General features: G+C 77.0%; 16 protein-coding genes. 5 read left to right on the forward strand and 11 right to left on the reverse strand.

Going from position 1 to position 25,808, the window contains the following annotated elements:
* Positions 1–12: 12 nt before the first annotated feature.
* The 3 genes from ACH4PY_RS11810 to ACH4PY_RS11820 form a co-directional block, all read right to left on the reverse strand.
* Positions 13–5,367 (reverse strand): hypothetical protein, encoded by a 5,355-nt coding sequence (locus tag ACH4PY_RS11810; RefSeq protein ID WP_398179435.1) that lies wholly within the window; start codon positions 5,365–5,367, stop codon positions 13–15.
* Between the two features lie 61 nt (positions 5,368–5,428).
* A complete protein-coding gene (locus ACH4PY_RS11815; protein WP_398180799.1) occupies positions 5,429–6,277 on the reverse strand; it encodes a hypothetical protein in 849 nt (282 codons plus the stop codon).
* A 146-nt stretch (positions 6,278–6,423) separates the two neighbouring features.
* The gene (locus ACH4PY_RS11820) at positions 6,424–7,971 is read right to left on the reverse strand and encodes a hypothetical protein (protein ID WP_398179438.1); all 1,548 of its coding nucleotides are present in this window, start codon (positions 7,969–7,971) and stop codon (positions 6,424–6,426) included.
* Positions 7,972–8,108: 137 nt separating this feature from the next.
* On the opposite strand from ACH4PY_RS11820, the gene ACH4PY_RS11825 reads away from it, so the two are divergent.
* The 3 genes from ACH4PY_RS11825 (at position 8,109) to ACH4PY_RS11835 (ending at position 10,858) form a co-directional block, all read left to right on the forward strand.
* A complete protein-coding gene (locus ACH4PY_RS11825; protein WP_398179441.1) occupies positions 8,109–8,918 on the forward strand; it encodes a LamB/YcsF family protein in 810 nt (269 codons plus the stop codon).
* A 94-nt stretch (positions 8,919–9,012) separates the two neighbouring features.
* On the forward strand, positions 9,013–9,615 hold the full coding sequence (locus tag ACH4PY_RS11830) for an allophanate hydrolase subunit 1 (RefSeq protein WP_398180802.1): 603 nt from the start codon (positions 9,013–9,015) through the stop codon (positions 9,613–9,615).
* 352 nt (positions 9,616–9,967) lie between these two features.
* The gene (locus ACH4PY_RS11835) at positions 9,968–10,858 is read left to right on the forward strand and encodes a biotin-dependent carboxyltransferase family protein (RefSeq protein WP_398179444.1); all 891 of its coding nucleotides are present in this window, start codon (positions 9,968–9,970) and stop codon (positions 10,856–10,858) included.
* Here the strand turns inward: ACH4PY_RS11835 and ACH4PY_RS11840 are convergent.
* From ACH4PY_RS11840 to ACH4PY_RS11855, 4 genes are all read right to left on the reverse strand, one after another.
* Complete coding sequence (locus ACH4PY_RS11840; RefSeq protein ID WP_398179447.1) at positions 10,747–11,694, reverse strand: SGNH/GDSL hydrolase family protein; 948 nt, start codon at positions 11,692–11,694, stop codon at positions 10,747–10,749. The genes ACH4PY_RS11835 and ACH4PY_RS11840 overlap by 112 nt on opposite strands.
* Before the next feature lie 534 nt (positions 11,695–12,228).
* Positions 12,229–13,371, reverse strand: a complete 1,143-nt coding sequence (locus ACH4PY_RS11845; RefSeq protein WP_398179450.1) for a glycosyltransferase — start codon at positions 13,369–13,371, stop codon at positions 12,229–12,231.
* Positions 13,368–14,486, reverse strand: a complete 1,119-nt coding sequence (locus ACH4PY_RS11850) for a glycosyltransferase family 4 protein (protein ID WP_398179453.1) — start codon at positions 14,484–14,486, stop codon at positions 13,368–13,370. Before ACH4PY_RS11850 ends, ACH4PY_RS11845 begins: the two co-directional genes overlap by 4 nt.
* A 364-nt stretch (positions 14,487–14,850) precedes the next feature.
* On the reverse strand, positions 14,851–16,278 hold the full coding sequence (locus ACH4PY_RS11855) for a HEAT repeat domain-containing protein (protein WP_398179456.1): 1,428 nt from the start codon (positions 16,276–16,278) through the stop codon (positions 14,851–14,853).
* A gap of 406 nt (positions 16,279–16,684) precedes the next feature.
* On the opposite strand from ACH4PY_RS11855, the gene ACH4PY_RS11860 reads away from it, so the two are divergent.
* Positions 16,685–18,151 carry a PP2C family protein-serine/threonine phosphatase gene (locus tag ACH4PY_RS11860; RefSeq protein WP_398179459.1) on the forward strand — a complete coding sequence of 489 codons (1,467 nt, stop codon included), beginning with the start codon at positions 16,685–16,687 and terminating at the stop codon, positions 18,149–18,151.
* A gap of 126 nt (positions 18,152–18,277) precedes the next feature.
* Here ACH4PY_RS11860 and ACH4PY_RS11865 read toward each other — a convergent pair whose 3' ends face one another.
* Positions 18,278–19,762, reverse strand: coding sequence for a hypothetical protein (locus ACH4PY_RS11865; protein WP_398179462.1), 1,485 nt, complete (start codon positions 19,760–19,762; stop codon positions 18,278–18,280).
* Positions 19,763–20,000: 238 nt separating this feature from the next.
* Here ACH4PY_RS11865 and ACH4PY_RS11870 point away from each other — a divergent pair, with 238 nt between their 5' ends.
* Positions 20,001–21,113, forward strand: a complete 1,113-nt coding sequence (locus ACH4PY_RS11870) for an aminoglycoside phosphotransferase family protein (RefSeq protein WP_398179465.1) — start codon at positions 20,001–20,003, stop codon at positions 21,111–21,113.
* Positions 21,114–21,136: 23 nt separating this feature from the next.
* Here the strand turns inward: ACH4PY_RS11870 and ACH4PY_RS11875 are convergent, their stop codons facing one another.
* The 3 genes from ACH4PY_RS11875 to ACH4PY_RS11885 all read right to left on the reverse strand — a co-directional run bounded on the left by ACH4PY_RS11875 (position 21,137) and on the right by ACH4PY_RS11885 (position 25,778).
* Positions 21,137–21,634 (reverse strand): hypothetical protein, encoded by a 498-nt coding sequence (locus tag ACH4PY_RS11875; protein WP_031523462.1) that lies wholly within the window; start codon positions 21,632–21,634, stop codon positions 21,137–21,139.
* Positions 21,635–21,657: 23 nt separating this feature from the next.
* On the reverse strand, positions 21,658–24,351 hold the full coding sequence (locus ACH4PY_RS11880) for an ATP-binding protein (RefSeq protein WP_398179469.1): 2,694 nt from the start codon (positions 24,349–24,351) through the stop codon (positions 21,658–21,660).
* Between the two features lie 773 nt (positions 24,352–25,124).
* Positions 25,125–25,778, reverse strand: a complete 654-nt coding sequence (locus ACH4PY_RS11885) for an ABATE domain-containing protein (protein ID WP_398179472.1) — start codon at positions 25,776–25,778, stop codon at positions 25,125–25,127.
* Between the last annotated feature and the right edge of the window lie 30 nt (positions 25,779–25,808).

A 25,808-nucleotide genomic window follows, 5' to 3' on the forward strand; every position in this document is an offset into this window, starting at 1 on the left:
CGCGGCGGCCGGTCAGGAGCCGCCGGGCGCCTCCGGCGCGGACTGCGGGTCCCCGGCGGACGGCTCCGCCGGGGACGGCCCGGCGGCCTGCTGGGGGGCCTCCGGAGGGCGGCGGAACATACGGGTGGCGGTGATCTCGCCGTGGATCTGCTCGCCCTGCGCGTCCTGCACCGGCAGGCCGGGCCGCAGATGCTCCTCGACGCTGATGTACTTCAGGCCCGCGCGCAGATCCGCGTCGTTGCGCAGCCGCACCACGAGCGGGAATTCGGCGAGCGCCGTGGTGTCGAACAGCCCCGTCGTGTACAGGAGCTGCACGCCCAGCGCGTCGGCCACGGCCCGCTGGAGCTCCAGCAGGTAGGTGGCGTTGGCGCGGCCGATCGGGTTGTCGAGGAAGAGCGTGCCGGCGTGCCGCTGCCGGTCCCGGCCGCGGTCGTTGCTGCGCAGCGCGGCCATCGTGCAGTAGAGCGCGATCGCGGCGGTGAGCAGCTGGCCGCCGGAGAAGACGTCGCCCATCTGCCCGACCGGGACGCGCTCGGCGCGCAGCACCGCGTCCGGCTTGAGGATCTCGACCGCGACACCGCGCGGCTGGAGCGCGGCGGCGACCGCCCGCAGCAGCAGCGACATGCCGTCGCGCCGCAGATCGGCGTTCTTGCGCAGCGCCGACCTGGTCGCCTCGTCGATGACCTCGCCGAGCCGCTCGGTCAGCACCGACTGGTCGGGATCGTCGAATCGGATCCGCAGGAACTCCTGCCCCGACCACTCCCCCAGACCCTCCGGCAGCCGGGAGAGCCGCTGCGCCGAACGCAGCGTCGCCAGCGCCGACTCGACCAGGCCGCGCAGCCGGTCGACGATGATCTCCCGGTTGCGCTCCAACTGCTCCAGCTCGTCGGTGAGCACCCGCAGCCGGGGCGCGAAGGCCGCCGCCCACGCCGCCGCGTGCTCGGGCAGCGCCGCCGCGGGCAGCTCCCGGATCTGCTGCCGGGCCGGCGTCCTGACCTGCTCGAAGCGGACGGCGTTGGCGTGCCGGACGAGGACGTCCGCGGCCTCCCGCAGCCGCGTCTCGGCGGCGGACAGGTCGGCCGCGCAACCGCGCAGACTGCGCCGGGCCTCGGCCGCCGCCTGCCGGGCGGCCTCCTGGCTGCCCGGGTACGGCTCGGGCTCGTCCTCCTCCGGCTGCTGCGGGCCGGGCCCGTCCCGCAGCAGGTCGCGCAGCAGCGCGGCCGTCTCGTCGAAGCCGCCCGCGGCGTCCTCGGCCGCGCGGTGCGCGGCGACCAGGCCCGCGTGCGCGGCCGTCGCCTGCTCCAGCGCGTCGGTCCGCGCGGCGACCTCGGCGGTGGCCGCGCGCAGCAGCTCCTGGGCGTGCTCGGCGTCGCGCGGCACCAGGGCCTCGGGCAGTTCGGTGTGGTGCGGCTCGCCGTCGGCGGGGGCCAGCCGCTCGGCCTCGCCGCGCAGCCGGCCGAGCTGCTCGCTGGCGGCGGACGCGCGCGACTCCAGCGTCTGCACCAGCTCCTCCGCGCGGGCCGCGGCCGCCTGCCGGGACGGGCCGTCCGCGCCGTCGGGGCCCTCCAGCAGCTGGGCGGCGCGGCTGCGCACCTTGTTGGTCAGCCGGTCGAGCTCGACGAGCGCGGCGTTCTCGGTGCTCTCCGCGCGGGCCTGCTCGGCCCGCAGATCGGCGCCGACGCCCACCTTCTCGTAGACCTCGGAGGCCGCGCGGTAGGCCTCCCGCAGCGCGGGGAGCGACACGGCCGGGGCGGTCGCGTCCGGTTCCGGGCCGCCCTCGTCGGGCGCGCCCGCGATCTCGGCGCGCTCGGCGCGCAGCACACGGGCGGTACGGCGGGCGTCGTCGGACGCGCGCTGTGCGGCCCGGCGGTCCTCGTCCGCCGCGCGGGCCCGAGCCAGGCAGGCCTCCGCACGGGCCTCCGCCTCGGCGGCGTCCGCGGCCAGTTCGCGCGCCCGGCGCTGCCAGGTGGTGCGCTCGCGCAGCCGGTGGGCGAGCCCGGACAGCGCGTCGGCCGCACGCCGGGCCTGCTCGGCCGCGGCCCGGCGGACGTCGCTGTCCTGCGCGGCCTCGGCGGCGGCCGCCTCGGCCTCTGCCCGGTCGGTACGGGCGTCGGCCAGCTCGGCCCGGGTACGGCGGACGGTCTCGCGCGCCGCGGCGACCTCGTCGGCCAGCTCGGCGAGCCGCCCCTGCGGGCAGGCCGCGCGCCACGAGGCGAGCCGGGCGGCGAGCGTCCGGTCGAACGCCAGCCGGGCGGCCAGCGTCCGGATGTCCTCCTCGCGGGCGGTGGCGCGGGCGCGCAGCGCCTGCCGCTCGCCGTCCGCCGCGAACTCGTCGTGCATCGCCGGGTTCGGCGGGACGAGGAAGAGGTCGGGGCTGCCGGAACCGGTCGCGGGCGGCGGGGCCAGCAGCGCGGCAGCGGTGCCGACCGCGACCGCTGACCGCGGCAGCAGCGCGGCCTGCTCCAGCACCTCGCGGGCCCGCTGGTAGGAGCCCGCGTCGGTGACCACGACGCCGTCGACCAGCTCGGGGCGGGACGCCAGCACCAGGGCGTGGTCGGCCGGGTCGACGGCCTGGGCGAGGTAGCGCCAGCCCGGCAGCGCCGGGATGCCGTGCTCCCCGAGGAACTCGACGGTGGCCAGCACGTCGGGACCGGGCGGCAGCAGCCCGCCGTCGCCGAGCGCGGCGAGGATCCGGGCGTCGTCGGCCGCGGCGGTGCGCAGGTCGAACAACTGGCGCTCGGCGGAGGCGACGGCGCCGTCGAGCAGTTCGCGGAGCGGCTCGGCGAAGTCGTCGAGCACGGCGGGGGTGAGGCCGTCGCCGTCGGCGAACTCCACCGGCACGACGCGGGCACGCACGCCCCCGGGCCGGACTTCGGCAGCCGCCGCGGAGCGCCCGCGCGCGGCGCCGCCCGGGTCGCCGGACCGCCCGCCCGGGGCCGCGGCCTCGGCCCCGGAGCCGGGGCCGCCCGACCCGGGCCCGGCGGCGGTACCCCCGTCCGGGAAAGCATCGCGCGGGACGGCGGGGCCCGCCTCACCGGAGCCGCCGTCCACCGTGCCCGTAGCGCCGGAGCCGGCGGGTGCGTCACCCGAGCCCCCTTGGCCCGGGACGGCGGAGCCGCCGGGTACGTCACCCGTCGCGTGCGGGGCACCGGACCCGGCCGGGCCGTTGCCCGGACCACCGGGGCCGGCGGCCGTAGCCGCGTCCCCGGAAGCGCCACCGGCGCCGCCCGTCGCTGATCCGCCGGGCGCGCCGACGCCGCCGGGCGCGCCGACGCCGCCGGACGCGTCGCCCGAACCGTCCGGACCCGCCTCCCCGGGGTCGCCGGATGCGTCACCCGTCGTGTGCGGGACGCCGGACCCGGCCGGGCCGTTGTCCGCGCTTTCCGGGGCGGCGCCCGGGGTTCCCGGGCCGTTCGCGGCTCGCCCGCCCGCGTTCGGCTCGGCTGCCGGGAGGCCGCCGCCCGTGCGGGCGCCCGGCACCGTCGCGGACGGGGGCGGGGTGTCCGTCTCGGCCGCGCGCGGGGCGGGGAGGCTGAGCAGCGCGGTCATGCGGGGCTCGGCGGTCAGGGCGGTGGCGGCGACGGTGGCCGCGGTGAGGGCGGATTCGGCGGTGGACAGCGCGTCGGCGGCGCGGGCCGCGGCCAGTTCGGCGCGGGATTCGGTGCCGGCGGCCTCCCGTGCCCGGGTGGCGGCGGCACGCGCGGACTCGGCGGCGGCGCGGGCCAGGTCGGCGGCGGTCTCCTCGGCGTCGGCCGCGGCGAGGGCGGCGCGGGCCGGGTCGGCGTCCGGCGCGGAGTCGTCGAGCCAGCCGGACCGTACGGCCTGTGCGGTCTCCTGTTCGACCTCGGCGAGGCGCTGCGCGAGGTGCCCGGCCTCGCTGCGGGCGCGCTGCGCCTCGGTGGCGGCGGCGGTGGCGTCGCGGTGCGCGGCCTCGGACTGCGCCTGGAGCTGCGCCGAGCGCTCCTCCTCGGTGTCGGCCTGGGCCTCGGCGCGGGCGGCGGCCCCGTGCAGGGCGCGGACGAGGTCGGCGGCGGCGGTGGTACGGGCGGCGAGCGCGGGGGCGGCGTCCCGTTCGGCCTCGCGGATCGCCACGCTGACGCGGTGCAGCCGGTCCTCGGCGGCGCGCTGCCGCAGCACGGTCTCGGCGGCCTGCCAGGCGGAGTGCAGGGTGCGCGCGTCGGCCAGTTCGCGGCGCAGCGCGGTGGCGCCCTTGTCGGCGGCGGCGAGCGCGAGCGAGGCGTGCCGGTAGGCGATCTCCGCGGCGGTGAGCGCGCTGCCCGCGCGGGCCTGCCCGGCGTCGGTGACGGCGTGCGCGGCCTGCGCCATGTCCTGGGCGATGTCGGCGGTGCGGTCGCGTTCCTGGCGGGCGCGGGCGGTGAGGCGGCGGGCCAGCAGCCGGGTGCGGCGCTCGGACTGGGCGTGGACGGCGCGGGCCTGGTCGCGGGCCTCGGCGCTGTCGGCGATGCGCTGGAGGAGGTCGAGGGAGCCGGCGGTGAAGTCGCGTTCTGCGGTGAGTTCGGCGCGGCGGCCGAGTTTTCCGGCGAAGCCGTGGACGAGGTCGGCGAGGCCGTCCGTGTCGCGGGTGTCGGTGACGGCGCGCAGCAGCAGGTCGGTGAAGTCGGAGTCCTTCTTGACCGCGAAGAGGCCCGCGGCCTCGCCCTCGTCGGCGTTCATCTCGCGCTGGTAGCGGAAGAGTTCGGGGTCCAGGCCGAGGTCGCCGAGGTGTTCGTTCCAGCGGTCGTGGATCTCCTCCCACACCACGTCGAGATGCGGGTAGGCCTTGCCGGCCTCGGTGAGGGCGTCCCGGAAGCCCTTCATGGTGCGGCGCCGGCCGCGTGCTCCGGAGGCGCCCTCGACGGGCGGTCGCACCGCGGTGGACTCGGCGACCGGCAGCGAGTCCAGGCTCATGCCGGGCCCGGGGCGGAAGGAGTACCAGGCCTCGGCGAACTTGCGCGGGTCGGTGGAGACCTGGCGGCCGCGCCACTCGCTGACCTTGCCGACGACGACCAGTTCGCCGGTCAGCGTGTGCTGCCACTCCAGGGCGACGTGCCCGCAGTCGTCGGCGAGCAGGAACTTGCGCAGCACGCCGGAGCTGGCGCCGCCCAGGGTGTTGCGGTGGCCGGGCAGCATGACCGAGAAGATCAGCTTGAGCAGGACGGACTTGCCGCCGCCGTTCTCCAGGAAGAGCACGCCCGCGGGGGCGGGGCGGCGCGGCGGGCCGGCCGGCTCGTCCGCGAAGAAGTCGCCCTGGGCCGGGGCGGGCTGCGGCACGGGTTCGCCGACGCCCCGCAGATCGAGCACGGTGTCGGCGTAGCGCGCGCCGGCGGGCCCGATGGAGTAGAGGCGGAGTCGGGAAAGCTCGTACATGCGGCGGACTCTCGTGGCTGGGTGGGTCGGTGGCGGGTGGTCGGGGTCGGGGGCCGGGCGGTCAGGCGGGGGTGTGGAAGGGCAGTCCCGCGTCGGCGACCAGGTCCGTGCCGTCGTCGGAGGCGGCGGGCAGCAGGCTCGCGGTGCCGTCGGTGACGGGGACGACGCCCAGTTCCAGCAGTTCGGCCATGGCGGCGCTGCCCGCCATGTCTCGGACCTGGAGCTGGTAGCGGGCGGTGGTGCGGAACGTGCCGCCCGCCTCGTCGCCGGTGCGCTGGAGGAAGCCGGAGTCGACCAGGAAGGCGACGGCCTTGGCGATGATGCCGGTGGTGGAACCGGCCAGCCGCCGGGCGTCCTTGGTCGCGCCGGTCGCGCTGCGCCTGCTGTAGACCCGCCAGGCGGCTTCGAGGCCCGGGGCGTCGCTCGCCGGGTCGGTGATCTCGCCGCTCTCGTCGGCCCGCTCCTCCAGCCGACGGCAGGCCTGGCGGACGAAGGCGTCCACCCCGTTGACGGTGATACGGCCGATGTAGCCGTCGTCCGCGAGGTCCTCGGGGCGGGGGAAGGCGAGTGCGGCGGCGGCCAGGTGGGCGAGGCCGTGCAGGAAGCGGTCGCCGGCGTCGGAGGCGGCGCGCCGGGCGTAGTCGCCCATGCGGACGGCGAAGACGGAGTCCTCGGCGGCGGCCACGGCCATTCCGGCGCGCGGCGAGACCTCCAGGACGATCAGGCCGAGCCCGGCGGCGACCGCGTCGGCGGTGCGGGCGAAGCCCGGGTCCTCGCGGTGGCGGCGGATCAGCTCGGCGTACTCGGCGTCGCGGGCGGGCAGCAGCTTGGGCTGGAGGCCGAAGCCGACCAGCCGGGCGGCGTCGGCGACGTCCCCGGCGGTCAGCGCGACGCCCTCCCGGTCGCGCAGCCCGTCCCGTTCGCGCGGGGCCTCGCGGGGCTGGTCGTACGTGTCGGGGGCGTCGGGGGCCTCGTACGCGGTGTCGCGGCCCGTTCCCGTGCCGGGGGCGGGGGCCGCCGCGCCCCGGCGGTCGGTGCGCTCCTCGCGGTCGTCGGTCACGGCGTCCTCTCCTTGTGCTCCTTGGGCTCCGCGGGGCGGCTCTCCAGGCGGGCGGTGCCGAGGACGAGGTCGGCGCCGCCGAATTCCGGGTCGTCCAGTTCGGTGCCGTCGTCGACGGCGAAGAGCAGGTGCGGTTCGCCCTGCCGTACGGCGGTGCCCACCGGCGGCGACGCGGCGTGCAGGGCCAGCAGCGCGACCAGGTAGGGCAGTTCGGGGTCGATCTCGCGGGCGCGGGCGAGCAGCCCGGACAGCCGGCGCGGGGCGTCGTGCGGCAGGTCCAGCAGGTCGAGGGCGGCTTCGAGCTGCTCGTCGGAGAAGCGGCTGTCGTCCGGGGTGGCGACGAGATCGGGCTCGGGCATCTCGGCGCCGAGGTGGTCGCGTTCCAGCGGCGGGGTGAGCAGCAGCTCGACCAGGTCGGTGACGCGGACGGCGGACGGGGTGCGCAGGCCCGTGCCGCGCGCGAAGAAGGCGTCGGTGACCCGGGAGGCCTGCTCGACCGGCAGCGGCAGCAGCGGTGCGACGAGCTGCCCGTACAGGTCGAGCCCGGCGCGGGCGGGGGGCGTGGCGAAGGCCTGCCGGTCCTGCTCGGCGCGGAAGAGCGGGCCGGCCTCCAGCAGCCGGGACTGGAGCTGGGTGTGCCGCCGGATGCAGTCCTTGACGATGTCGACGAGTTCGGCGGCGCGCCGCTTGTGCTCGGGATCCTCGGCCTCGTCGCGCGCCTTGCGGATGTTGGTCAGGATCGCGTTCTCGTGCCGGTAGCGGTCGGCGACGTGGTCGAGGGCCTCGCTGATCAGGTCGGGGACCTGCCGCAGCCAGTCGACCGCCCGGACGTTGCGCCGCGTCGCCTCCAGGGTGCGGCGCAGCGTCTCGGCGTACTGCACCGTGCGGTAGCGGGCCTGCTCGGCGGCGAGCTGGGCGTCGGCCAGCCTGCCCCGGCTGATCAGCACCTCCAGCTTGACCTCGGCGGCGATCTGGGCGCTGGTGACGTCGGTGTCCAGGGCGCCGACCAGGACGTTGACGGCCTCGTCGGTGGCGCGCAGGTAGACACTGCCGCCGGGGCCGGGCACCTCCTCGACGAGCTTGAAGTCGTAGTCCCTGCGGACGTACTCCCCGTCGGGGCCGAACGTGCCGTAGACGGCGCGGAATCCGCGGTCGGCACTGCCGACGTTGATCAGGTTCTCCAGCACCCAGCGGGCGACCCGCTCGTGCTCGGCGTGCGAGCGCGACGGCGTCTGGGCGGCGACCCGGGGCATCAGCCTGGCCACTATCTGGTCGTGGTCGGCGCCGGTGTCGAAGTCCATGTGGAGGGTGACCAGGTCGATCGCGGCGAGCGCGACCTCCGCCATCGCGTACACCGAATACTCACCCGCGAGATTCGCCTTGCGGGTGTCCAGGTCGTGCAGCGGGGCGGTGCAGGCGAGCGCCTTGAGACGGCGGGCCAGGCCCTCGTCGGCGGCGGGGCCCGGAGCCGGCCGGGGGGCACCCGGCAGCGGATACGGGACGGTCGTGGTCACGCCCCACACCCTAGGCGGTGCCACCGACATCGCACGAAACGGCACGGATCGGCACGGGGCGGACGCCCGTTGTCGGTGCGGGATGCCATGATCGGTCCAGCGGCATCGTATCGGCAGGCGCGGGGGCCGGCCGACCGGGCGCGGGCAGGGAGAGGACGGCGAGCGGCATGGCGGACGGCGCGGGAGGCGAGGCGGCCGCGGACTCCGGCGGCGGTACGGCCGGGGCGGTCGTCGATCTCAACGCCGATCTCGGCGAGGGCTTCGGCCGCTGGCATCTCACCGACGACGACGCGCTGCTGGAGGTCGTCACGAGCGCCAACGTCGCGTGCGGCTTCCACGCGGGCGATCCGGCGACGATGCGGCGGGTGTGCGAGCGGGCCGCGGCGAGCGGGGTGCGGATCGGGGCGCAGGTGTCCTACCGCGACCTCGCGGGCTTCGGGCGCCGCGCGATGGACGTGCCGCCGGGCGAGCTGGCGGCGGAAGTGGCGTACCAGATCGGGGCGCTGGAGATCTTCGCACGGGCCGCGGGCGCCGGGGTGGCGTACGTCAAACCGCACGGGGCTCTCTACAACCGGGCGGTGCACGACGCCGAGCAGGCCGCCGCGATCGTCGAGGGGGTGCTGCTCGCCGGGCGGCTGCCCGTGCTGGGGCTGCCCGGCTCGGAACTGCTCGCGGCCGCGTCCGCCGCCGGACTGCCCGCGGTGGCCGAGGCGTTCGCGGACCGCGCGTACACCCCGCGGGGAACGCTGGTGCCGCGCCGTGAGCCCGGTGCGGTGGTCGGCGAGCCGGACGCGGTGGTGGAACGGGCGGTGCGGATCGCCTCCGGCGCGGGAGTGGTCGCCGTGGACGGGCAGCCGGTGGCGGTCGCGGCGCGCTCGCTGTGCGTCCACGGCGACACGCCGGGCGCCGCCAGGCTCGCCGCCCGGGTCCGGGAGGCGCTGGAGGGCGCCGGGCTGCGAGTGGCGGCGTTCGTATGACGTACGGGGCGGCCGGTGCCGGACGCGTGGCGCGGCGGCGGGCGGCGGGCCGCTCCCGGGAGGTGAGGTCGGCGTGAGATGCCGGGTGCTGCCGATGGGGCGCGACGCGGTGCTGGTCGAGACCGAGGACGGCGAGCGGGCGCAGGCGCTGCACGCCGAACTGCTGCGGCGGCGCACCGCCGGGGAGTTCGCGGAGGTGCGGGAGATCGTGCCCGCCGCGCGCACGGTACTGGTCGCGGGCCTCGCCGATCCGCGCGGCTTCGCCGCCGCCGTGACCGGCTGGGAGGTGCCGCCCGTCGTGCCGGGCGACGGCGAGCCGCGGGAGCTGCCGGTGCGTTTCGACGGGCCCGACGTGGCGGAGGTGGCCGCGCTGTGGTCGGTCCGCCCGGAGGAGCTGCCCGGCATCGTCACGGCGACGCCCTTCCGGGTCGCCTTCTGCGGCTTCGCACCCGGCTTCGCCTACCTGACCGGCCTCCCGCCCGAGCTGCACGTCCCGCGCCGCCCGACCCCGCGCACCGCCGTCCCCGCGGGCTCGGTCGCCCTGGCTGGCCCCTACGCGGGCGCCTACCCCCGCTCCTCCCCCGGCGGCTGGCAGCTCATCGGCACGACGGACGCCCCGCTGTGGGAGCCGTCCCGCGACCCGGCCGCCCTGCTGTCGCCGGGCACGGAGGTCCGCTTCGTGGAGGTGACGCCATGACCCGCCGGACGGGTGGCGGCCGGCCCGGGCGGGCGCGCCACGCCTCCCGGCCGCTCCGGTGGCCGTGGGAGCCGGAGCCGAGCGCACCCACCACGCTTCTGGGCCGATTCGCGGGCGGCGGGAGCCGGAGTCGAGCTCCCGCGCGGGCGCGCTCCCCGTGGCGGTGGGGCGGCGGGCACCACACCCCCGGGCGGTGCGGGCCGGGCCGCCCCGGGCGGGAGTGCGTGCGGTCGGCCGGTGCCCGGCGGGGGCCGGACGCGGGCGGGGCCGTCACGGTGGCCGGTACCGTATCCGCTCGTGGGCGGCGGCGGTCCGGCGGCGATCGGGGCCTTGCGGCGTAGGGGGATGGGCGGTGAGCGGCATGAGGTTCGTCGTGGTGCGGGCGGGGGCGCTGACGACCGTCCAGGACCTGGGGCGCGCCGGGTACGCGCATCTGGGGGTGCCGCGTTCGGGGGCGCTGGACGTACCGGCGTACCGGCTCGCGAACCGGCTGGTCGGCAACACCGAGGGGGCCGCCGCGCTGGAGACGACGGTCAACGGCTGCGCGCTGCGGGCCGTACGCCCGCTGCTCGTCGCCGTGACCGGCGCGCCCTGCCCGGTACGGGTCGGCGGGCGGCCCGCAGCGTGGGGCGCGCCCGTGCGGGTGCCGGACGGCGCGGTCCTGGAGGTCGGTGCCGCGACGGCCGGTCTGCGCTCGTACGTCGCCGTCGCGGGAGGACTCGCCGTCGAACCGGTGCTGGGCAGCCGCTCCGCCGACCTGCTCTCCGGGCTCGGACCCGCACCGCTCACCGATGGCGCCGAACTGCCCGTCGGCTCCGAGCGCGGTGCCGGCTGCGCCGCCGCCGACGTCCTGCCGTACGGGCCCGCGGGCGGTGAGCTGGTCCTGCCGCTGGTGCCGGGGCCGCGCGACGACTGGTTCGCGCCCGGCGCGCTGACCGAACTGGTCACCGGCGCCTACGCCGTCTCCCCCGCCTCCAACCGGATCGGCCTGCGCACCGCCGGGCCCGCACTGCGGCGGGCGGACGGGCGCGACGGGGAACTGCCGAGCGAACCCATGGTGCCCGGCGCCGTCCAGGTGCCGCCGGACGGGCACCCCGTCGTCTTCCTCGCCGACCACCCGACGACCGGCGGCTACCCGGTGATCGGCGTCGTGCCCGAGGAGTCGCTGCCCGCCGCGGCCCAGTCCGTGCCGGGCAGCAGGATCCGCTTCGTCGTACTGCGTTCGGCCCGGCCCGCGGTGTGAACCGGCGGCGCCGCCTCGACGCCCAGCGCGTCCAGGGCCCGCGCGGTCTCCTCCCGGGCGGCGTGGTCGAGGAGCGGCGCGGTGCCGCGGGCGGTGTGCCGGTACTCCTCCGCCGCCAGCCGCAGCAGGTCGGGCAGCAGGTCCGTGCAGCGGTCCGCGACCCACTTCGTCCCGCGCGTCGCCATCCACCACACCGAGGCGGTGCGGCCCGGCGGCGGACCGTCCGGCGCGAGCCGCGGCGCGGGCCCCGCGGCCAGGCCCGCCCCCACGAGCAGCGCGTGGAAATCGGCGGCCAGCATCCGGTGCCCGGTCTCGCTCGGGTGCAGCCGGTCGGCGCTCAGCGCGCCGGGGCTCGTCGCCCACGGCCGCCGGGCGGCGTGCAGATGCAGGGCCCCGTGGTGCGCGGACAGGGCGTGCACGGTGTCGTTGAGCGCGCTCATCCGGCGGCCCAGCGGGCGCGCCAGCGGCCACGGCAGGCGCAGCACGGAGCCGGGGTCCGGGAGGCAGGCGGTGAGCACGACCGTGCCGCGGGCGCGCAGCGCGCCCAGCACGGTGTGGAGTTCGGCCGCGGTGCGGTCGATCGCGAAACCGCCGCGCAGGGTGTCGTTGCCGCCGACCAGGACGGAGGCGAGGTGGGGGCTGTAGTCGAGCGCCGCGCTCAGCTGCGGGCCGGCCACGTCACCGCTGCGGGCGCCGCTGCGGGCGAGGTTGAGGAGGTCGGCGGCGAGGCTCGCGGCGAGGATGCCGGCCCAGCCGCGCCAGCCGCCGGCCGGCGCGGGGTCGCCGAGGCCCTCGCTGACGGAGTCGCCGAGGGCGGCGAACCTGAGCTCACTCATGGGCGTGGCCTTTCACCGCGGGCCTGCCACTTGGTCCCGCCGGGTGCCTTGCGCGCCGTGGGGGCTGGGCGCGCAGTTCCCCGCGCCCCTGAAGGGGCTGCCACCTGGCGGCGCCGGGTGCCTTCCCCGCCGTAGGAGCCGGGCGCGCAGTTCCTCGCGCCCCTCGCCACGGGGTGCCGAGACCCGTTTGTTCGCGAACCTCCGCCGGTACAGGGCCGGGCGCGCAGTTCCCCGCGCCCCTGAAGGGGTGCCACCTGGCACCGCCGGGTGCCCTTCCCGCCGTAGGAGCCGGGCGCGCAGTTCCCCGCGCCCCTCGCCACAGGGTGCCGAGACCCGTTTGCTCGCGAACCTCCGCCGGTACAGGGCCGGGCGCGCAGTTCCCCGCGCCCCTGAAGGGGTGCCACCTGGCACCGCCGGGCGGCCTGCGCGCAGTTGTCGCGCCGCTCGGCACGGGGTGCCGGGACCCGTTTGTTCGGGAACCTCCGCCGGGACGGGGCCGGGTGCGCGGTTGCTCGCGTCGTTGAGGGGGTGCGCTCATCGGGGGAGGTCCGCGGGGAGGGCGGTGTGGGCGGTGAGGAAGGCGGAGACGGCGGCGGGCCAGGTGTAGAGCTCGGCGCGGGTGCGGGCGCGGGTGCGGCGGGTGGGGGCGGGTACCGCGAGGAGGGCGCGGACGGCGGCGGCCAGTTCCGCGGGGGTCGTGCCGGAGCCGCCCGCGGGGCCGATGATGTCGGGGAGGGCGGATCGGGTGCTGGCCACCACGGGCGTGCCGCAGGCCAGCGCTTCGAGGGCGGCGAGCCCGAAGGTCTCGACGGGGCCCGGGGCCAGTGCGACGTCGGCGGTCGCGAGGATCGCCGCGAGGTCCTCGCGGCGGGCGACATGGCCGAGGAAGGTCACGGGCAGCCGTGCCGACCTGGCGTGGGTGGTGAGGCGGGTGCGCAGCGGCCCCTCCCCCGCGACGACGAGGGCGGCGTCGACGCCGGCCCGCCGCAGGTGCGCGAGGGCCTGCAACGCGTCGTCGGGCCGCTTCTCGGGGCTCAGCCGGGAGCAGAGCACGAGCATGACGGCGGCGCCGTGCGCGTACCGCTCCCGCAGGCCGGGGTCGTGGTGGCCGGGGTGCAGGCCGCTGAGGTCGACGCCGAGCGGGGCGCGGACGACGTTGCGGGCGCCGATCCGGCGGAATTCCGCCTCGGCCCACGCGGTGGTGCACACGACGCGCGTGTAGGAGTGCGCGGTGCGCCGGTTGAGCGCGTCGGCGGCGCGGCGGGCGGCGGCGCCCGGGACGCCCCATGTGCCGAGGACGCCGTCGGCGCTCTCGTGCGACACCATGACGGCGGGCACTCTGCGCCGCCGGGCCCATTCGCCGGTCCAGCGCAGGGTGGTGCGGTCGGAGACCTCCAGCCGGTCGGGCGCGAGGGATTCGAGGACGGCGGCGACGGGCGCGCGGCGGGCGAGGACGCGGTAGCCGCCACTGCCGGGGATCTCCGGGCCGGGCAGGGTGATGACGCGGCCCTGCGGGGTGATCTCGTCGGACGCCTCGGGGCCGGGGATGACGAGGACGGGTTCGTGGCCCGCCGCCGCGTACCCCTCGCCGAGGTGGCGCAGCGCGGTGCGCAGGCCGCCGGAGACGGGGGTGACGAAGTTCGCGACGCGGACGATGCGCAGGCCGGAGGTCTTCATGCGGCGACCCGCGCGCGCTCGCCGAGCACCTGGTCGTAGTGGGAGAGCAGCACGTCGCCGACGGCCTCCCAGCTGCGGGCGGCGACGGTGTCGCGGGCGGCGGCCCCGTAGCGCAGGCGCAGCCGCGGGTCGGCGTGCAGCAGCCGGACGGCGGTACGGATCGCGAGGTCGTCGCCGGGCGGCACGAGCAGGCCGGTGCGGCCGTGGTCGACGAGGTCGAGGGGGCCGCCGGCGGCGGGCGCGACGACGGGGACGCCGCTGGCCATGGCCTCCTGGACGGTCTGGCAGAACGTCTCGAAGGGGCCGGTATGGCAGAAGACGTCGAGGGAGGCGAAGATCCGGGCGAGGTCGTCGCCGGTCCTGCGGCCGAGGAAGACCGCGCCCGGCATCGCCTGGCGCAGGCCGGGCTCGCTGGGGCCGTCACCGACCACGACGACCCGCACACCGGGCAGTTCGCAGGTCCCGGCGAGGAGTTCGACGTGCTTCTCGGCGGCGAGCCGGCCGACGTAGCCGACGATCAGCTCGCCGCGCGGGGCGAGTTCGCGGCGCAGCGCGTCGTCGCGGCGGCGGGGGTGGAAGCGGACCGCGTCGACGCCGCGCGGCCACAGGTGGACGCGGGGGACGCCGTGCTCGGTGAGCGCGGTGACGGACGCGCTGGACGGGGCGAGCGTGCGGGCGGCGGCGGAGTGGACGGCGCGGATCCGGCGCCAGGCGGCGGCCTCACCGGCGTTGAGGTACGTCCTGGCGTATCCGGCGAGGTCGGTCTGGTAGACGGCGACGGCGGGGATGTGCAGCCGGGTCGCGGCGGCCTGGCCGCGGACGCCGAGGACGAAGGGGCTGGCCAGGTGGACGATATCGGCGCGGTGCGCGGCGATCGCGGCGGCGGTGCGGCGGCCGGGCAGCGCGACGCGGACCTGGGGGTAGCCGGGCAGCGGGAGCGAGGGGACGCGGACGACCGGGCACGGGTCGTCGGACTGCTGGTCGCCCGGTCCTGCGGGGGCGATGACCAGCGGGTCGTGGCCGGTCCTGGCGAGGTGTTCGGCGGTGCGCAGGGCGCAGTGGGCGACACCGTTGACGTCGGGCGGGAAGGATTCCGTGACGATGGCGACTCTCATACGGAGGTTGTCGCCGGACTGGACGTTGTCACGGCCACGAGGATCTTTCCCGAAGGGGAACGCCCCGTGAGCGTTGGCCCGCGCCTGACCCTCCGGGCAGGACGGCCACGGCGCACGCGTCCGTGCAGGCCGCCCGAAGCCCCCGGGACGGTGAACCCGGCCCATGGCAACGGCCCCGTCGAGCCTAGGACAGCGTCCTACCCACCGGGCGCGGCATCCGCCGCGCAAGCCACCTTCCGGCCCACCCGGCACGCGCCCGCGTCGCCGGGCCAATCGCGCCGCGCCCTCCCGCCGGGACGCGTCCCGCGGGCACCGTCGCCAACCGTGGCGCCCGCGCGGGACGAGGGCGCCTACGCCCGCGCGCTCAGCGTGCGGTGCCGCCGGAGCTGAGTCTGCCGCGGACGGCGGTCTGCACCTCGGCCTCCTCGGCCGGATCGGCGGCGAGGCGGCGCAGTTGGGTCAGGACTCGGACGTCGCCGGAGGCGGCGCGGTGGGCGGCCAGTTCGCGGGTGGCCTCCTCGCAGTCCCACAGGCACTCCACGGCGAAGCCCGCGGCGAAGCCGGGGTCGGCGGCGGCGAGGGCGCGGGCGGCGGTGCCGCGCAGCTGCGAGCTGGCCGTCTCGCGGTACAGGTGGCGCAGCAGGGGTGCGGCGTGGCAGGCGGCGAGCCGGCCGGCGCCCTCGACGAGCGGCTCGATGCCCTCGGCGTCGGCGCCGTCGTTCCGGACGGCGCGGCGCAGCGCGGCGAGGACCAGTTCGCTGTCGGCGGGGCCGCCGTGCCGCGCGAGGGTGCGGGCGGCGGCGGCGCCGAGCGCGTCGGTGCGGGGGGCCCAGGAGCGGGCGCGTTCCAGGGCGTCGTCGTCGTGCATGCGTTCGAAGGATTCGACGGCAGCCCGCGCCACCCGCTCGTCGGCGGATTCGGCGGCGGCGCCGATCAGGTCGAGGCAGCGCGGTTCGCGGCGGTCGGACAGGTGCCTGAGGGCGGCGGCGCGGGCGGCGGAGGGGCCGTGCTCGGCGGCCGCGAGCAGCGCGGGGCGGTCCTCGGGCCCGGCGACGGCGGCCAGGCAGCGGGCGGCGGGCTGGTCCCGTTCGGCGGCGGGGTGGGCGTCCAGGCCCTGCTGCGCCCAGTCCAGGACGGCGGCGACTCCCCAGCCGGGGGTGGGGCCGGCCGAGCGCATCTGGCGCTGCCAGCGGTCGAAACTGACCTGTTCGCCGGCCCGCCGGACGCGTTCGGCGGTCGCGGGGTGTACGGCGTCCTCGGCCCACAGCTGCCAGGGCCGGGGCTCGTAGGCCTCGCGGACGGCGCGGGCGAGGTCCGCGTCGCCCTCGGGGGTCTGCGGGAAGCGGGCGACCACGGCGGGGCCGAGGGCGCGCAGCCCGGCCTCCCCGTCGCGGACGGCGAGTTCGTCGAGGGCCCATTCCCAGCAGCCGCCGGTCGCGGCGTAGCGGCGCAGCAGCCGCAGCGCGTCCCGCCTGCCGTATCCGGCGAGGTGGCCGAGGACGGACAGGGCCAGGCCGCAGCGGTGCTCGTCGGGGGCGATCACGTCGTCGGGCTGGAAGAGGTGCTGTTCGATCCCGTCGAGCGGGCCCTCCAGGTCGGAGTAGAGCCGCGCGTAGTAGAGGGAGCGCGACTCGACCCGCCAGTCCAGCCGGGGGTCGCGCAGCACGCAGTGCTCCAGGGCGGCGAGTGCCTCGGCCCGGGGCGCCGCGAGGGCGTGCAGGGGCCCGTCTCCGCGCCCCCGCTGGAGGAGGCCGAGAAGAGTGCCACTGGGCGCTATGTCTGGGTCGAACATGAGGTCAGCATCCGGTGCGGGGGATTCCATGGCAACGGGATTTCCGCTGCTGATGCCCGGCATCCTTACCGGCCACCGGGCATTTCATGCCTGGCGGCAGGGGCGGACCACGAGGGGGACGGGCGGCCGCAGCCTACCGACTCAGGGCCGCGCTGTCGCTTCCGGTACCCCCGCGACCAGGAGCAAGATGGCTCCAGCACGTCGGGCAGGTGTCCGCGCAACAGCGGCCGGACGGCCATCGGGTGGCGCAAAACGCGCTGAGCACGTGGCATATGCCAGAAGCACCACCGGATCGGGTATCGCGGAAACCCTTACGGCCCATCGCTCCCTGTGCAACAGTCGTTACCGGCCCCTTCCGTCCGCCACGGCCGAGAGCGCCTGCCAGCAGACACGTTCGGAGTGCGTCATGCCGTCCCCAACGCATGCGGATCACACCGCCGCGCAGTTGCCCGACCCCGGTGCGGTGGACGCGCTCATCACCGAGGCGCGTCAGCTGCGGACCCGGGTCGACGCGATGCTGCGCGACGGCGACGGCCACACCGATCCCCAGCTGCGCTGGCGGCGCGCGCTGTGCGACCTCGCGGTGCACCAGCTCGACGACCTCGGCGCCCACCTCGGGCAGCTGCGGGACGGGCTCGGTGACATCGCCACACCCGACGGGCGGCCGCCGCTGCTGGACGTGCCGCTGCGCGACGGCGGGCCCGACGCGGCTGCCGTGGGCGCGCTGGGCCGGGCGGGCAGCGCGCAGTGGGATCTGCTCACCGACACCGCGCACTGGTCGGACGAGCTCTTCCGGATCTTCGGCCGCACCCCGGACGACGGGCCGCTCACCCTGGACGAGCTGCCGTCGTGGCTGTTCGCCGAGGACCAGGCGCTGCTGACCGGCATGGTGACCGGCTGCCTGGTGGACGGGCGCCCGATCGACGGGGAGTTCCGCATCGTGCGCGGCGACGGCTCGGTCCGCACCGTGCACATGGTCGGCGAGCCGGTGCTCGGCACCGACGGCGGCACGGAGTCGATGTGGGCGGTGCTGCGGGACGTCAGCGACCTGCGGCGCAGCCAGCGCACCCTGCGCGAGACCAGGGAGTCGCTGCAGCGGCAGCGGCAGATCGCACAGACCGAGCGGCGGATGGCGGTCGAGCTGCAGGAAGCCGTGCTGCCCCCGTGGCGCGGCGCCCAGCGCTTCCCGCAGGACGGGGGGCCGACCACGATGGATCTGGCGGCGCACTACCTGCCGTCGGCGACCAGCGCGCTCATCGGCGGCGACTGGTACGACGCGATGCAGTTGCCGGACGGCTCGTCCTTACTGACCGTCGGCGATCTCACCGGCCACGGCGTCGCCGCCACGTCCGGCATGGCGATGCTGCTCGGCGCGCTGCGCGGCATGGCCGTCGCGGGCCTCCAGCCCGGCCCGCTGATGGGCTGGCTCAACGAACTGCTCGACACCTCCCCGCAGCCCGCGCTGGGCAGCGCGCTGTGCTGCCGCTACGACCCGGGCACCCGGGTGCTGCACTGGGCGCAGGCCGGCCACCCCGCCCCGCTGCTCTTCCGCGACGGGACAGGGCGGCTGCTGGACGCGCCGGACGGCGTGCTGCTCGGCGCCACCTCGGGTGCGCAGTACGCCCAGGCCACCGAGCAGCTCGCGCCCGGCGACCTGCTGGTGCTGCACACCGACGGACTCGTTCCGCGGCGCGCCACGGCCGACGGCCAGGGCGTCCAGGATGCCGACGGGGGCGGGCACCGGCTGCTGTCCATGGCACCGCGGCTCACCGCCGCCAGGAGCGCGCAGGACTGCGTACGGCTGGTGGCGGAGGAGTTCGGCACCCCGGACCGCGAGGACGACGCGTGCGTGCTGATCGCCAGGATCGGCTGAACGGCACCAGCGCGGCGCGCACCGGAAGACGGCCGTACGGTGCCGGGTCAGCGGCAGCGGACAGCCGAAAAGACGTCCTGGGCCTGAGGGATGAGGAGTGCGAAGTACGGGTACCCGGCGAGGCGCTCAGACCTCACGGTAGCGGGCGGCGCCGGTGCCTCCCCCCTTCTGCCGCGGCAGCTTCGACTCGATCTCCTTGCGCAGATCCTGCACCCGGCTGTAGTCGGAGTAGCGTCCGGTGAGGCGGTACATCTCGCGCAGCCGGTCCCAGGTGCGGTGCGAGGAGGTCTGGCCGATGGTGAGCAGCGCCATCCGGGCGTAGCGGTCGGCCTGGTCGGGGTCGTCGGCGATGAAGCAGGCCGAGGCGAGCGACAGGTAGTCGAAGATCGTCGACCGCTCGTGGCCGTCGGTACGCAGCGCGAGCGCCTGCTTGGCGTGGTGCTGGGCCTGGGCGGCGGCGGCGGGGTCGTGCTCGGCGAGGGTGCGGTAGGCGAGCGCCTGCATGCCGTGCAGGTCGGCCTCGTCGAAGTTCTGCATCCAGTCGGGCGCGGGGCCCTCGGTGCGGTCCGAGACGAACAGCTCCTCGGCCTCGCCGAGCGTGCGGCGCATCGCCTGGCCGCGTCCCATCGACGCCTGCGCCCAGGCCTCGATGGTGTGCAGCATGGCGCGGGTGCGCGGCAGCGACTGCTCGCCCGCGCCGGACTGCGCGAGCTTCATCAGGTCCAGTGCCTGCTCGGGCTTGCCGAGGTGCACCATCTGGCGGGCGGCACGGGAGAGCGCCTCGCCGGCCCGCGGCCGGTCGCCGCCCTCGCGCGCGGCGTGCGCGGCGATCAGGAAGTACTTCTGCGCGGTGGGTTCGAGGCCGATGTCGTGGGACATCCAGCCGGCCAGGACCGCGAGGTTGGCGGCCACGCCCCACAGCCTGCGCTGGAGGTGCGCCGGGTGGTGGTAGGAGAGCATGCCGCCGACCTCGTTGAGCTGGCCGACGACGGCCTTGCGCTGGAGCCCGCCGCCGCGCGAGGCGTCCCAGGCCCGGAAGACCTGGACGGAGGCCTCCAGCGAGTCGACCTCCTGCGAGCCGACCGGGGCCGCCTCGTAGCGGTCGTAGTCGGCGGGGTCGGCGTGCAGCGGGTTGTCGAGGACCGGGGCGTCGGCCGCGAGGGCCGGGTCGGAGTGCAGCCAGTCGTACATGGCGTTGCTGATGACGGTGCTGGAGGCGAGCGCGGCGCCCGCGCCCACCAGACCGCGTCGGTTGAGCATGAGGTCCATTCCCGTGAATTCGGTGAGGACCGCGGCCGTTCTGTCCGGCGCCCACGGAAGGCCGTCACCGGCCTTCTTCCTGGTCGTCTGCCGGCGCCGGTCGAACCCGAGATCCTCGATGGTCACGACACGGCCGAGACGCTCGGTGAACAACACGGACAGCACCTTCGGCACGGGATCGCGCGGCGACTCCCCGGTGTCGATCCAGCGGCGAACCCGCGAGGTGTCGGTCGCCAGCTGCGGGTGGCCCATGGCCGCCGCCTGCCGGTTGACCAGCCGTGCGAGCTCGCCCTTGGACCAGCCGGTGAGTGCGAACAGGTCCGCGAGTCGGGTGTTGGCCACATTGCCCACGTCAAGCCCCCAGGTTCCTCGGCGCTGTTGACACTATTCCCCCCGGCATCCCCCCGACATGGGCCCCGTGACTATTCGCCAGGGTTCGCCAGGGTCCGCCAGATGGTCTGCCACGGCCCCCGGGGTGTCAGGTAGGAACGCGCCACCCCGTCCCGGCGCCGCATTCCCCAGGGTGCGGTGCCGGGCCGGGGCCCGGCGTTTCCTCACCTGCTGGCACACGAAGGGATCGTTTCCTCCCATGTATTCGGCATCGTCCTCCGTGTCCACCCCGCCCCGTCCCGCACCGGCCCGGCCCGCCGCGGCCCGCGCGGGCTTCCCCTCCGTGCCCGAACCGGCGCTCCGGCCACGGCCGACGGCCGGCCTGCGGCGCGCGACGCTCGGCGGGACCCATCCGCTGAGCGGGAGACTCGACTTGACCGGCCCGCAGGGAGCCCAGCTGCGTACCGCGGTCGCCGCGGTGCAGCGGATCTGTCCCGAGTTCACCCCCGTCCAGCTGCTGCGCCGCGGCGGCCGCACCGCCCTGCTGGTCGGCACCTCGGGCCGCGCCCCGGCCGTCGCGAAGTGCCTGCTGGACCACTCCCCCGCGTGGGCGGATCGTTTCCGCCACGAGATAGCGGCCTACCGCACCTTCGTCCGGCACCGTCCTCCGGTGCGGGTGCCGCGGCTGATCGCCGCCGACCCGGAGAGCTGTGTGCTGGTGATGGAGCGGATGCCGGGACGGGTGGTCTCGCCGCAGCGCCACCCTTCGCACACCCCGGCCCGCGGCGACGTGCGGGCGGCCCTGTCGGCGTACGCGCGGATCAACATGTGGCGCCCGCCCGCCGGTTCCTTCGACGCGCCGATCGACTACGCGGCGCGGCTGGGCCGTTACCACGAGCTGGGCCTGCTGACCGACCGGGACATGGGCGACCTGCAGAAGCTGCTGCACGGGCTGGCGCACGCCCAGGGCCAGTTCTGCCACGGCGACGCCCTGCTGTCCAACGTGCTGCTGTCGCCCGCCGGCCCGTCGCTGGTCGACTGGGAGCACGCGGGCTGGTACCTGCCCGGCTACGACCTGGCGGTGCTGTGGTCGGTGCTCGGCGACGACGAGGCGGCGCGCCGTCAGATCAGCCAGCAGGCGCAGAGCCAGGGCCCCGCCGCACGGGACGCGTTCCTGGTGAACCTGATGCTCGTGCTGACGCGGGAGATCCGCACCTACGAGACGGCCGTCCAGCGCACGATGCGCTCCACGGCCCCGGTGGCGCCGGGTGCCGCCGAGACGGGCGAGGAGCAGCGGCTGCTGCTGCGCCGGCTGCACGACGACTGCGGGCTGGCCCGCAGGGCGGTGCGCGCGGCGGTCGGCACCCGCTGACCGGTCGGGCTGAGCGCGGGGGCTCAGCCGGCCTGGAACATCTCCGCGGGCAGCGGCTTGAGCAGCTGGTAGAGGTCGTCGGTGATCGGCCGGTCCCACGTGGCGATCGTCACCTGGACGCCGTCGCTGCGGTCGAACTGCGCGCACGCGACGCGCGACTCGGAGATCTTGATCCGGCGGACGATCAGCAGTCCGTCCCCCTGCCAGACCGGGGTGTCCTCGGTCTCGGTGACCACCGCCGGCTCGTCGTTGCCGAGCGCCGCCAGCAGCTGCGCCACCTCGAACGGCACCTGCCCCTCCTCCAGCTGGCGCGCGGGCGAGCCCTCCGGGAGGTTGCCGATGAGCATCGCGGGGCCGCGCCCCCCGAAGAGGTCGTACCGCAGGTAGATGCCCTCGCAGCGGCCGTCCGGGCCGGGCAGCAGGCCCGCGCCGAGGTCGCCGGGCCAGTCCCCCGGGTCCATCGCGAGAACGTCGAAGTCCGGCCCGGTGGGCGTGGCGGGGCGGCGGCGGAGGAAGGACATGCCGCCATGGTACTGGGCCGGGGTCAGCCCGCAGTGCCCCGTGCGGCGGTGATCAGCGCCAATTCGGCCCGCGCCCGCTCGGCCGTACCGTCCGCGGCGCACTTCTCCGCGGCGGCCAGACCCGCGCGCAGCCGGTCGGCGGCCTCCTCGTCACTCCCCGCCGCGCGCAGCGCGCTGCCGTGGTCGACGAGGGCCGCGGCGAGGTCGTGCACCGCGGGCGAGGCGTCCAGGTGCGTGACGGCCTCCTCCAGCAGCCGCAGCCGCTCGGCGCCCGTGGAGACCAGGCCCGCGGCCCGCAGCGCCTGCCCGATCGCGGAGCCCGCGCCGTAGTGCCGGGCCCGGCTCACGGCGTCCAGCGCGGTGGTCAGCGCGCTGTCCGGCGCCGCGTGCTGCTGGGCGAGCGCGAGGTGGATCTGCCAGGGGCACCACGCGGGGTTGCGCCAGCCGCGCCGGTCCAGCCGGCCGCCGGTCTCGGCGAGGACCGCCGCGGCCTCGGTGTGCAGGCCCTGGGCGAGCAGCAGCTCGCCGTACACCGCCTGGGCGTCGGGGAAGGTGACGGCGGCCGGGAAGGGCGCGTGGAAGGCCTGGTCGCCGGCGACCTCCACGGCGGCCTCGACCTGCCCGCGGGCCAGCAGCACCGTGACGAGGCCGGCCACCGCGTACCAGTGGACGGGAGTGCCGCGCCCGACGCGTTCGGCGAGGCGGAGGCCGTCGCGGGCGGCGCGCTCGGCGTCGGGGAGGCGGCCCTGGCGGTAGCGGACGTAGCCGAGCAGCACCTGGCCGAAGGCGAGATGGGCGCCGTGGAAGCCGAACCGCTCGAACTCGGCGACACCGGTGGCGAACAGCTCCTCGGTGCGCTCCGGCCGGTCGGCGTAGGCGTAGGTCATGGCGACGAGCACCGGCACCTCGAAGCCGCGGGTCTCGTCGGCCCAGGGCAGTCCGCCGGCCAGGGCGCGTTCGGTGTGCCGCAGGGCCTCGGCGGCCGGTTCGCCGCGCAGTGTCGCGTCCCACGCGCGCAGGCCGATGATGTAGCGCTCGGTGGCGTCCCGTCCGGTGAGCCGGTCGGCGAGCAGCCTCAGCCGCTTGGAGCGGCCCTGCGAGTCGGGCTCGTCGGCGCGGAAGGCGTCCCACATGAACTGCTCGGCCTGCATGCGCAGCCGCCCGCGGGCGGTGGTGGCGCTGCGGGCGGCACGGGCCACGACCTCGGCGGCCTCGCCGAGCTGGTCGCTGTGCGCGAGCGACTGCGACAGCCGGAAGACGATGCCGTCGCGCAGCTCCGGGTCGCCGGTGGGCTCCTCCAGCGCGGCCTTCAGATGGCCGACGGTGACGGAGGGTTCGAGCAGTTGGGAGGCGACCGCGAGTTCGTAGAGCACCGCGGCCCGGTCGTCGTCCTGCGGCGGTTCGCGCAGCGCGCGGCGCAGGTAGCTGCGGGCGGCCTCGCGCGCACCGGCGCGCAGGGTGTCACGGGCGGCGGCCCGCAGCTGGGTGACGACCCACGGGTCGCCTGCGGGCCGGGTCTCCAGCAGGTGGCGGGCGGCCGCGCTGGGCCCGAGCCCGGCGTCCACGACGGACCACGCGGCCTGGGCGTGCAGGCCGATCCGGACGGTGTCGGGGATGGCGCGGTAGACGGCGGTGGCGATGAGCGGATGGGCAAAGTCGAGGGTCTCGCCGTCGATGAGGATACGGGCGGCGCGCAGCCGCTCGGCGCAGTCGGCGGCTTCCTCGTAGCCGAGCCCCGCGACGTCGGCGGCCAGTTCGGGTGTGCCCGCGGTGCCGAGCACGGCCGCGGCCCACGCGAGCCGGACGGTGGACGGGCCGAGCCGGTCCAGCCTGCGCGCCAGGCCCGGGCCCTTGACGGCGGCGGCGAGGTCCCGGAGCTGGTACAGGGCGGTGGCGTCCGGGGTGACACCGTGTTCGGCGACCTTGGCGGCGAGTTCGACGGCCTCGAACGGGTTGCCGGAGGTGACCTCGAAGCACTCGCGGCAGAAGGCGTCGTCGGCATGGGCGCCCACGGCGTCGCGCACGATCCGGGCGACGGCGGTCTCGCTGAGCGGCGGCAGCCCGATCGGGCGGTGCCCGGATCTGCCGGGCAGGCCGCGGAACGCCTCGGCGTCCGGCGGGAGTTCGTCCGGCCGGTAGCCGATGACGACGAGCATGGCCAGGTCGTCGGTGCGCGGGGCGAACGCGGCCAGCCAGTTGAGCGACGGGGCATCGGCCCAGTGGGCGTCGTCGAGGACCAGCACCACGGGCGCACGCCGGACGGCGAGATGGGTGAGCACCCAGTCGAGGCCGTCGCGCAGTGCCTGCGCGTCGGACGCGTCGCCCTCTGCGGTGCACAGGCCGAGCGCGGGGCCGACGACGCCGTACCAACTGCCCAGCGCGGCGCGGGCCTCCGCCTCGCCGGCCGCGGCGAACTGCGGTTGCAGCAACTGCCGGGCGACATGGAAGGCGACGTGCTGCTGGTGCTCACCGCCACGCGCGGACAGTACGGTGCAGCCGCGGGCGGTGGCCTGCCGGCGCACCTCGGCGAGCAGCGCGGTCTTGCCCAGGCCCGCGGGTCCGGAGAAGGCGAGCAGGCCGCCGCTGCGGGCCGCGTCCTCGTAGCCGGTGCCGTCGGCGCGCCGTCCGGTCAGCTCGTCCAGCGCCTCTTCCACCGCGAGGAGTTGGGCGTCGCGCTCGAGCAGGGCAGGCCGGAGGCGGGTGTGGCGCTGCGGCATGGGGCACCCCCTCGCGGCCGGTGGGGCTCAGGCGGTCGCGCCGCCGCGCTCGCGCTCCGCCTGTCGACCTCGTACGGCCTCACAGCGTACGCCGTCACATGCGGTGTGTAAGCGGGAACAGCCGTGCCGGTCGGCCACTGGCAGCGGGCACGACCGGACACGGCGCGTGAGGGCGGCGGGGGCGTGCGCGGAGCGCGGCCGCCCCGGCGGCCACCGCGGAGCCTGCCACGCCCGGCGGCGCAGGGCCACCGCTTGCGGAACACGCGCCAGCCCCGTTCCTCCGTGCGCCCCCGATGCGCCCCGTTACCGTCCGTAGCCCCTGCGGGGCGGCCCCACCCGCACGAGTGACACCACGTCAGCGCCACGCGGCGGCCCCGCCGGGGTGCGGGCGGCGCCCGGCGCCGGGGCAGGGCGGGGCGCACGGTCCCGCCGGGGCCGGACGGCGGCCGGGACACCCGCCGGCCGGAGCGGCGGTGGGACCTGGGCAGGGGGCTGCCCGGTCTCGGAGGACGCCTACAGCCGACGCGGCACGCCGCCGCCTCGCCCATCGGCGGGAACGCCGGGTGACGTGCCCGGGTGCGTACGGCTCCCCCGGGGCGGTCCGGCTACGCCCGGTCAGCGGCGGAGCCGGAGACGGCACGTTGCCGGGCGGCGTGGCCAGGGACGCCTTCGGTCGCGAGGGTGCGGAGGGGCTGCCCCACCGCCGCCTCGCCCATCGGCGGGAACGCCGGGTGACGCGCCCGGGTACGTACGGCTCCCCCGAGGCGGTCCGGCTACGCCCGGTTGTCGGTGGAGCCGGTGGCGGCGCGTTGGCGGGCGGCGTGGCGGGCGACGCGGGCGCGGTTGCCGCACGACGGCTTGCACCATTCCTGGCGGGTGTGCTCCTTGACGAAGTAGCGCACGCAGCGCGGCGCCGGGCACGCGCGCAGCCGCTCCCGGTCGGGCCCGGCGAGGAAGGCGATGGCGTGCCGGGCGAGCGCGGCGGCGACGAGGTCGGCGGCCCGCGGGGTGCGGGCGGCGGCGCGGGCGGCGGTCGCGGGCCGGTCGGCGGGCCACTCCAGGCGGGGCGCGTACGGGACGCGCGCGGCGGCCGCGTTGAGCCGGTCCAGCGCCTGGGCGGCGGACGGCAGCTTCCCCGCGTCGGCGGAGCTGGCCGGGCCGGGCCGTACCGCGCGGGCGAAGAGCGCGCGGGTGGCGGTGCGTACCTCGACGGCGGCGGCGAGCGCGGCGGCGTCGGCCGTGAAGTCCTCGGCGGTGAAGGGGGCGGTGGCGTCGCCGCCCGCGGCGAGGTCGGCCCGCAGCGCGTCGGCGTGCGCGCGGACCCAGCGCGTCAGCCCGGCCGGTTCGGCGAGGTCGTCGGCGACGCCGCCGTGCCCGTCGTGGCGGATGGTGACGGCGAGGTCCAGCGCGAGATGATCAGCTGCCATGACCTAATGGTATCGTGAGCGAAAACCATT

This window comes from Streptomyces sp. NPDC021224 (assembly GCF_044332905.1).
Taxonomy (GTDB): domain Bacteria; phylum Actinomycetota; class Actinomycetes; order Streptomycetales; family Streptomycetaceae; genus Actinacidiphila.

Coding starts and splice junctions, on each gene's coding strand:
- ACH4PY_RS11810 (WP_398179435.1), bottom strand. CDS start 5,367: ATGTACGAGCTTTCCCGACTCCGCCTCTACTCCATCGGGCCCGCCGGC.
- ACH4PY_RS11820 (WP_398179438.1), bottom strand. CDS start 7,971: ATGTCGGTGGCACCGCCTAGGGTGTGGGGCGTGACCACGACCGTCCCG.
- ACH4PY_RS11825 (WP_398179441.1), top strand. CDS start 8,109: ATGGCGGACGGCGCGGGAGGCGAGGCGGCCGCGGACTCCGGCGGCGGT.
- ACH4PY_RS11830 (WP_398180802.1), top strand. CDS start 9,013: ATGGGGCGCGACGCGGTGCTGGTCGAGACCGAGGACGGCGAGCGGGCG.
- ACH4PY_RS11840 (WP_398179447.1), bottom strand. CDS start 11,694: ATGAGTGAGCTCAGGTTCGCCGCCCTCGGCGACTCCGTCAGCGAGGGC.
- ACH4PY_RS11845 (WP_398179450.1), bottom strand. CDS start 13,371: ATGAAGACCTCCGGCCTGCGCATCGTCCGCGTCGCGAACTTCGTCACC.
- ACH4PY_RS11850 (WP_398179453.1), bottom strand. CDS start 14,486: ATGAGAGTCGCCATCGTCACGGAATCCTTCCCGCCCGACGTCAACGGT.
- ACH4PY_RS11855 (WP_398179456.1), bottom strand. CDS start 16,278: ATGTTCGACCCAGACATAGCGCCCAGTGGCACTCTTCTCGGCCTCCTC.
- ACH4PY_RS11860 (WP_398179459.1), top strand. CDS start 16,685: ATGCCGTCCCCAACGCATGCGGATCACACCGCCGCGCAGTTGCCCGAC.
- ACH4PY_RS11870 (WP_398179465.1), top strand. CDS start 20,001: ATGTATTCGGCATCGTCCTCCGTGTCCACCCCGCCCCGTCCCGCACCG.
- ACH4PY_RS11875 (WP_031523462.1), bottom strand. CDS start 21,634: ATGTCCTTCCTCCGCCGCCGCCCCGCCACGCCCACCGGGCCGGACTTC.
- ACH4PY_RS11880 (WP_398179469.1), bottom strand. CDS start 24,351: ATGCCGCAGCGCCACACCCGCCTCCGGCCTGCCCTGCTCGAGCGCGAC.
- ACH4PY_RS11885 (WP_398179472.1), bottom strand. CDS start 25,778: ATGGCAGCTGATCATCTCGCGCTGGACCTCGCCGTCACCATCCGCCAC.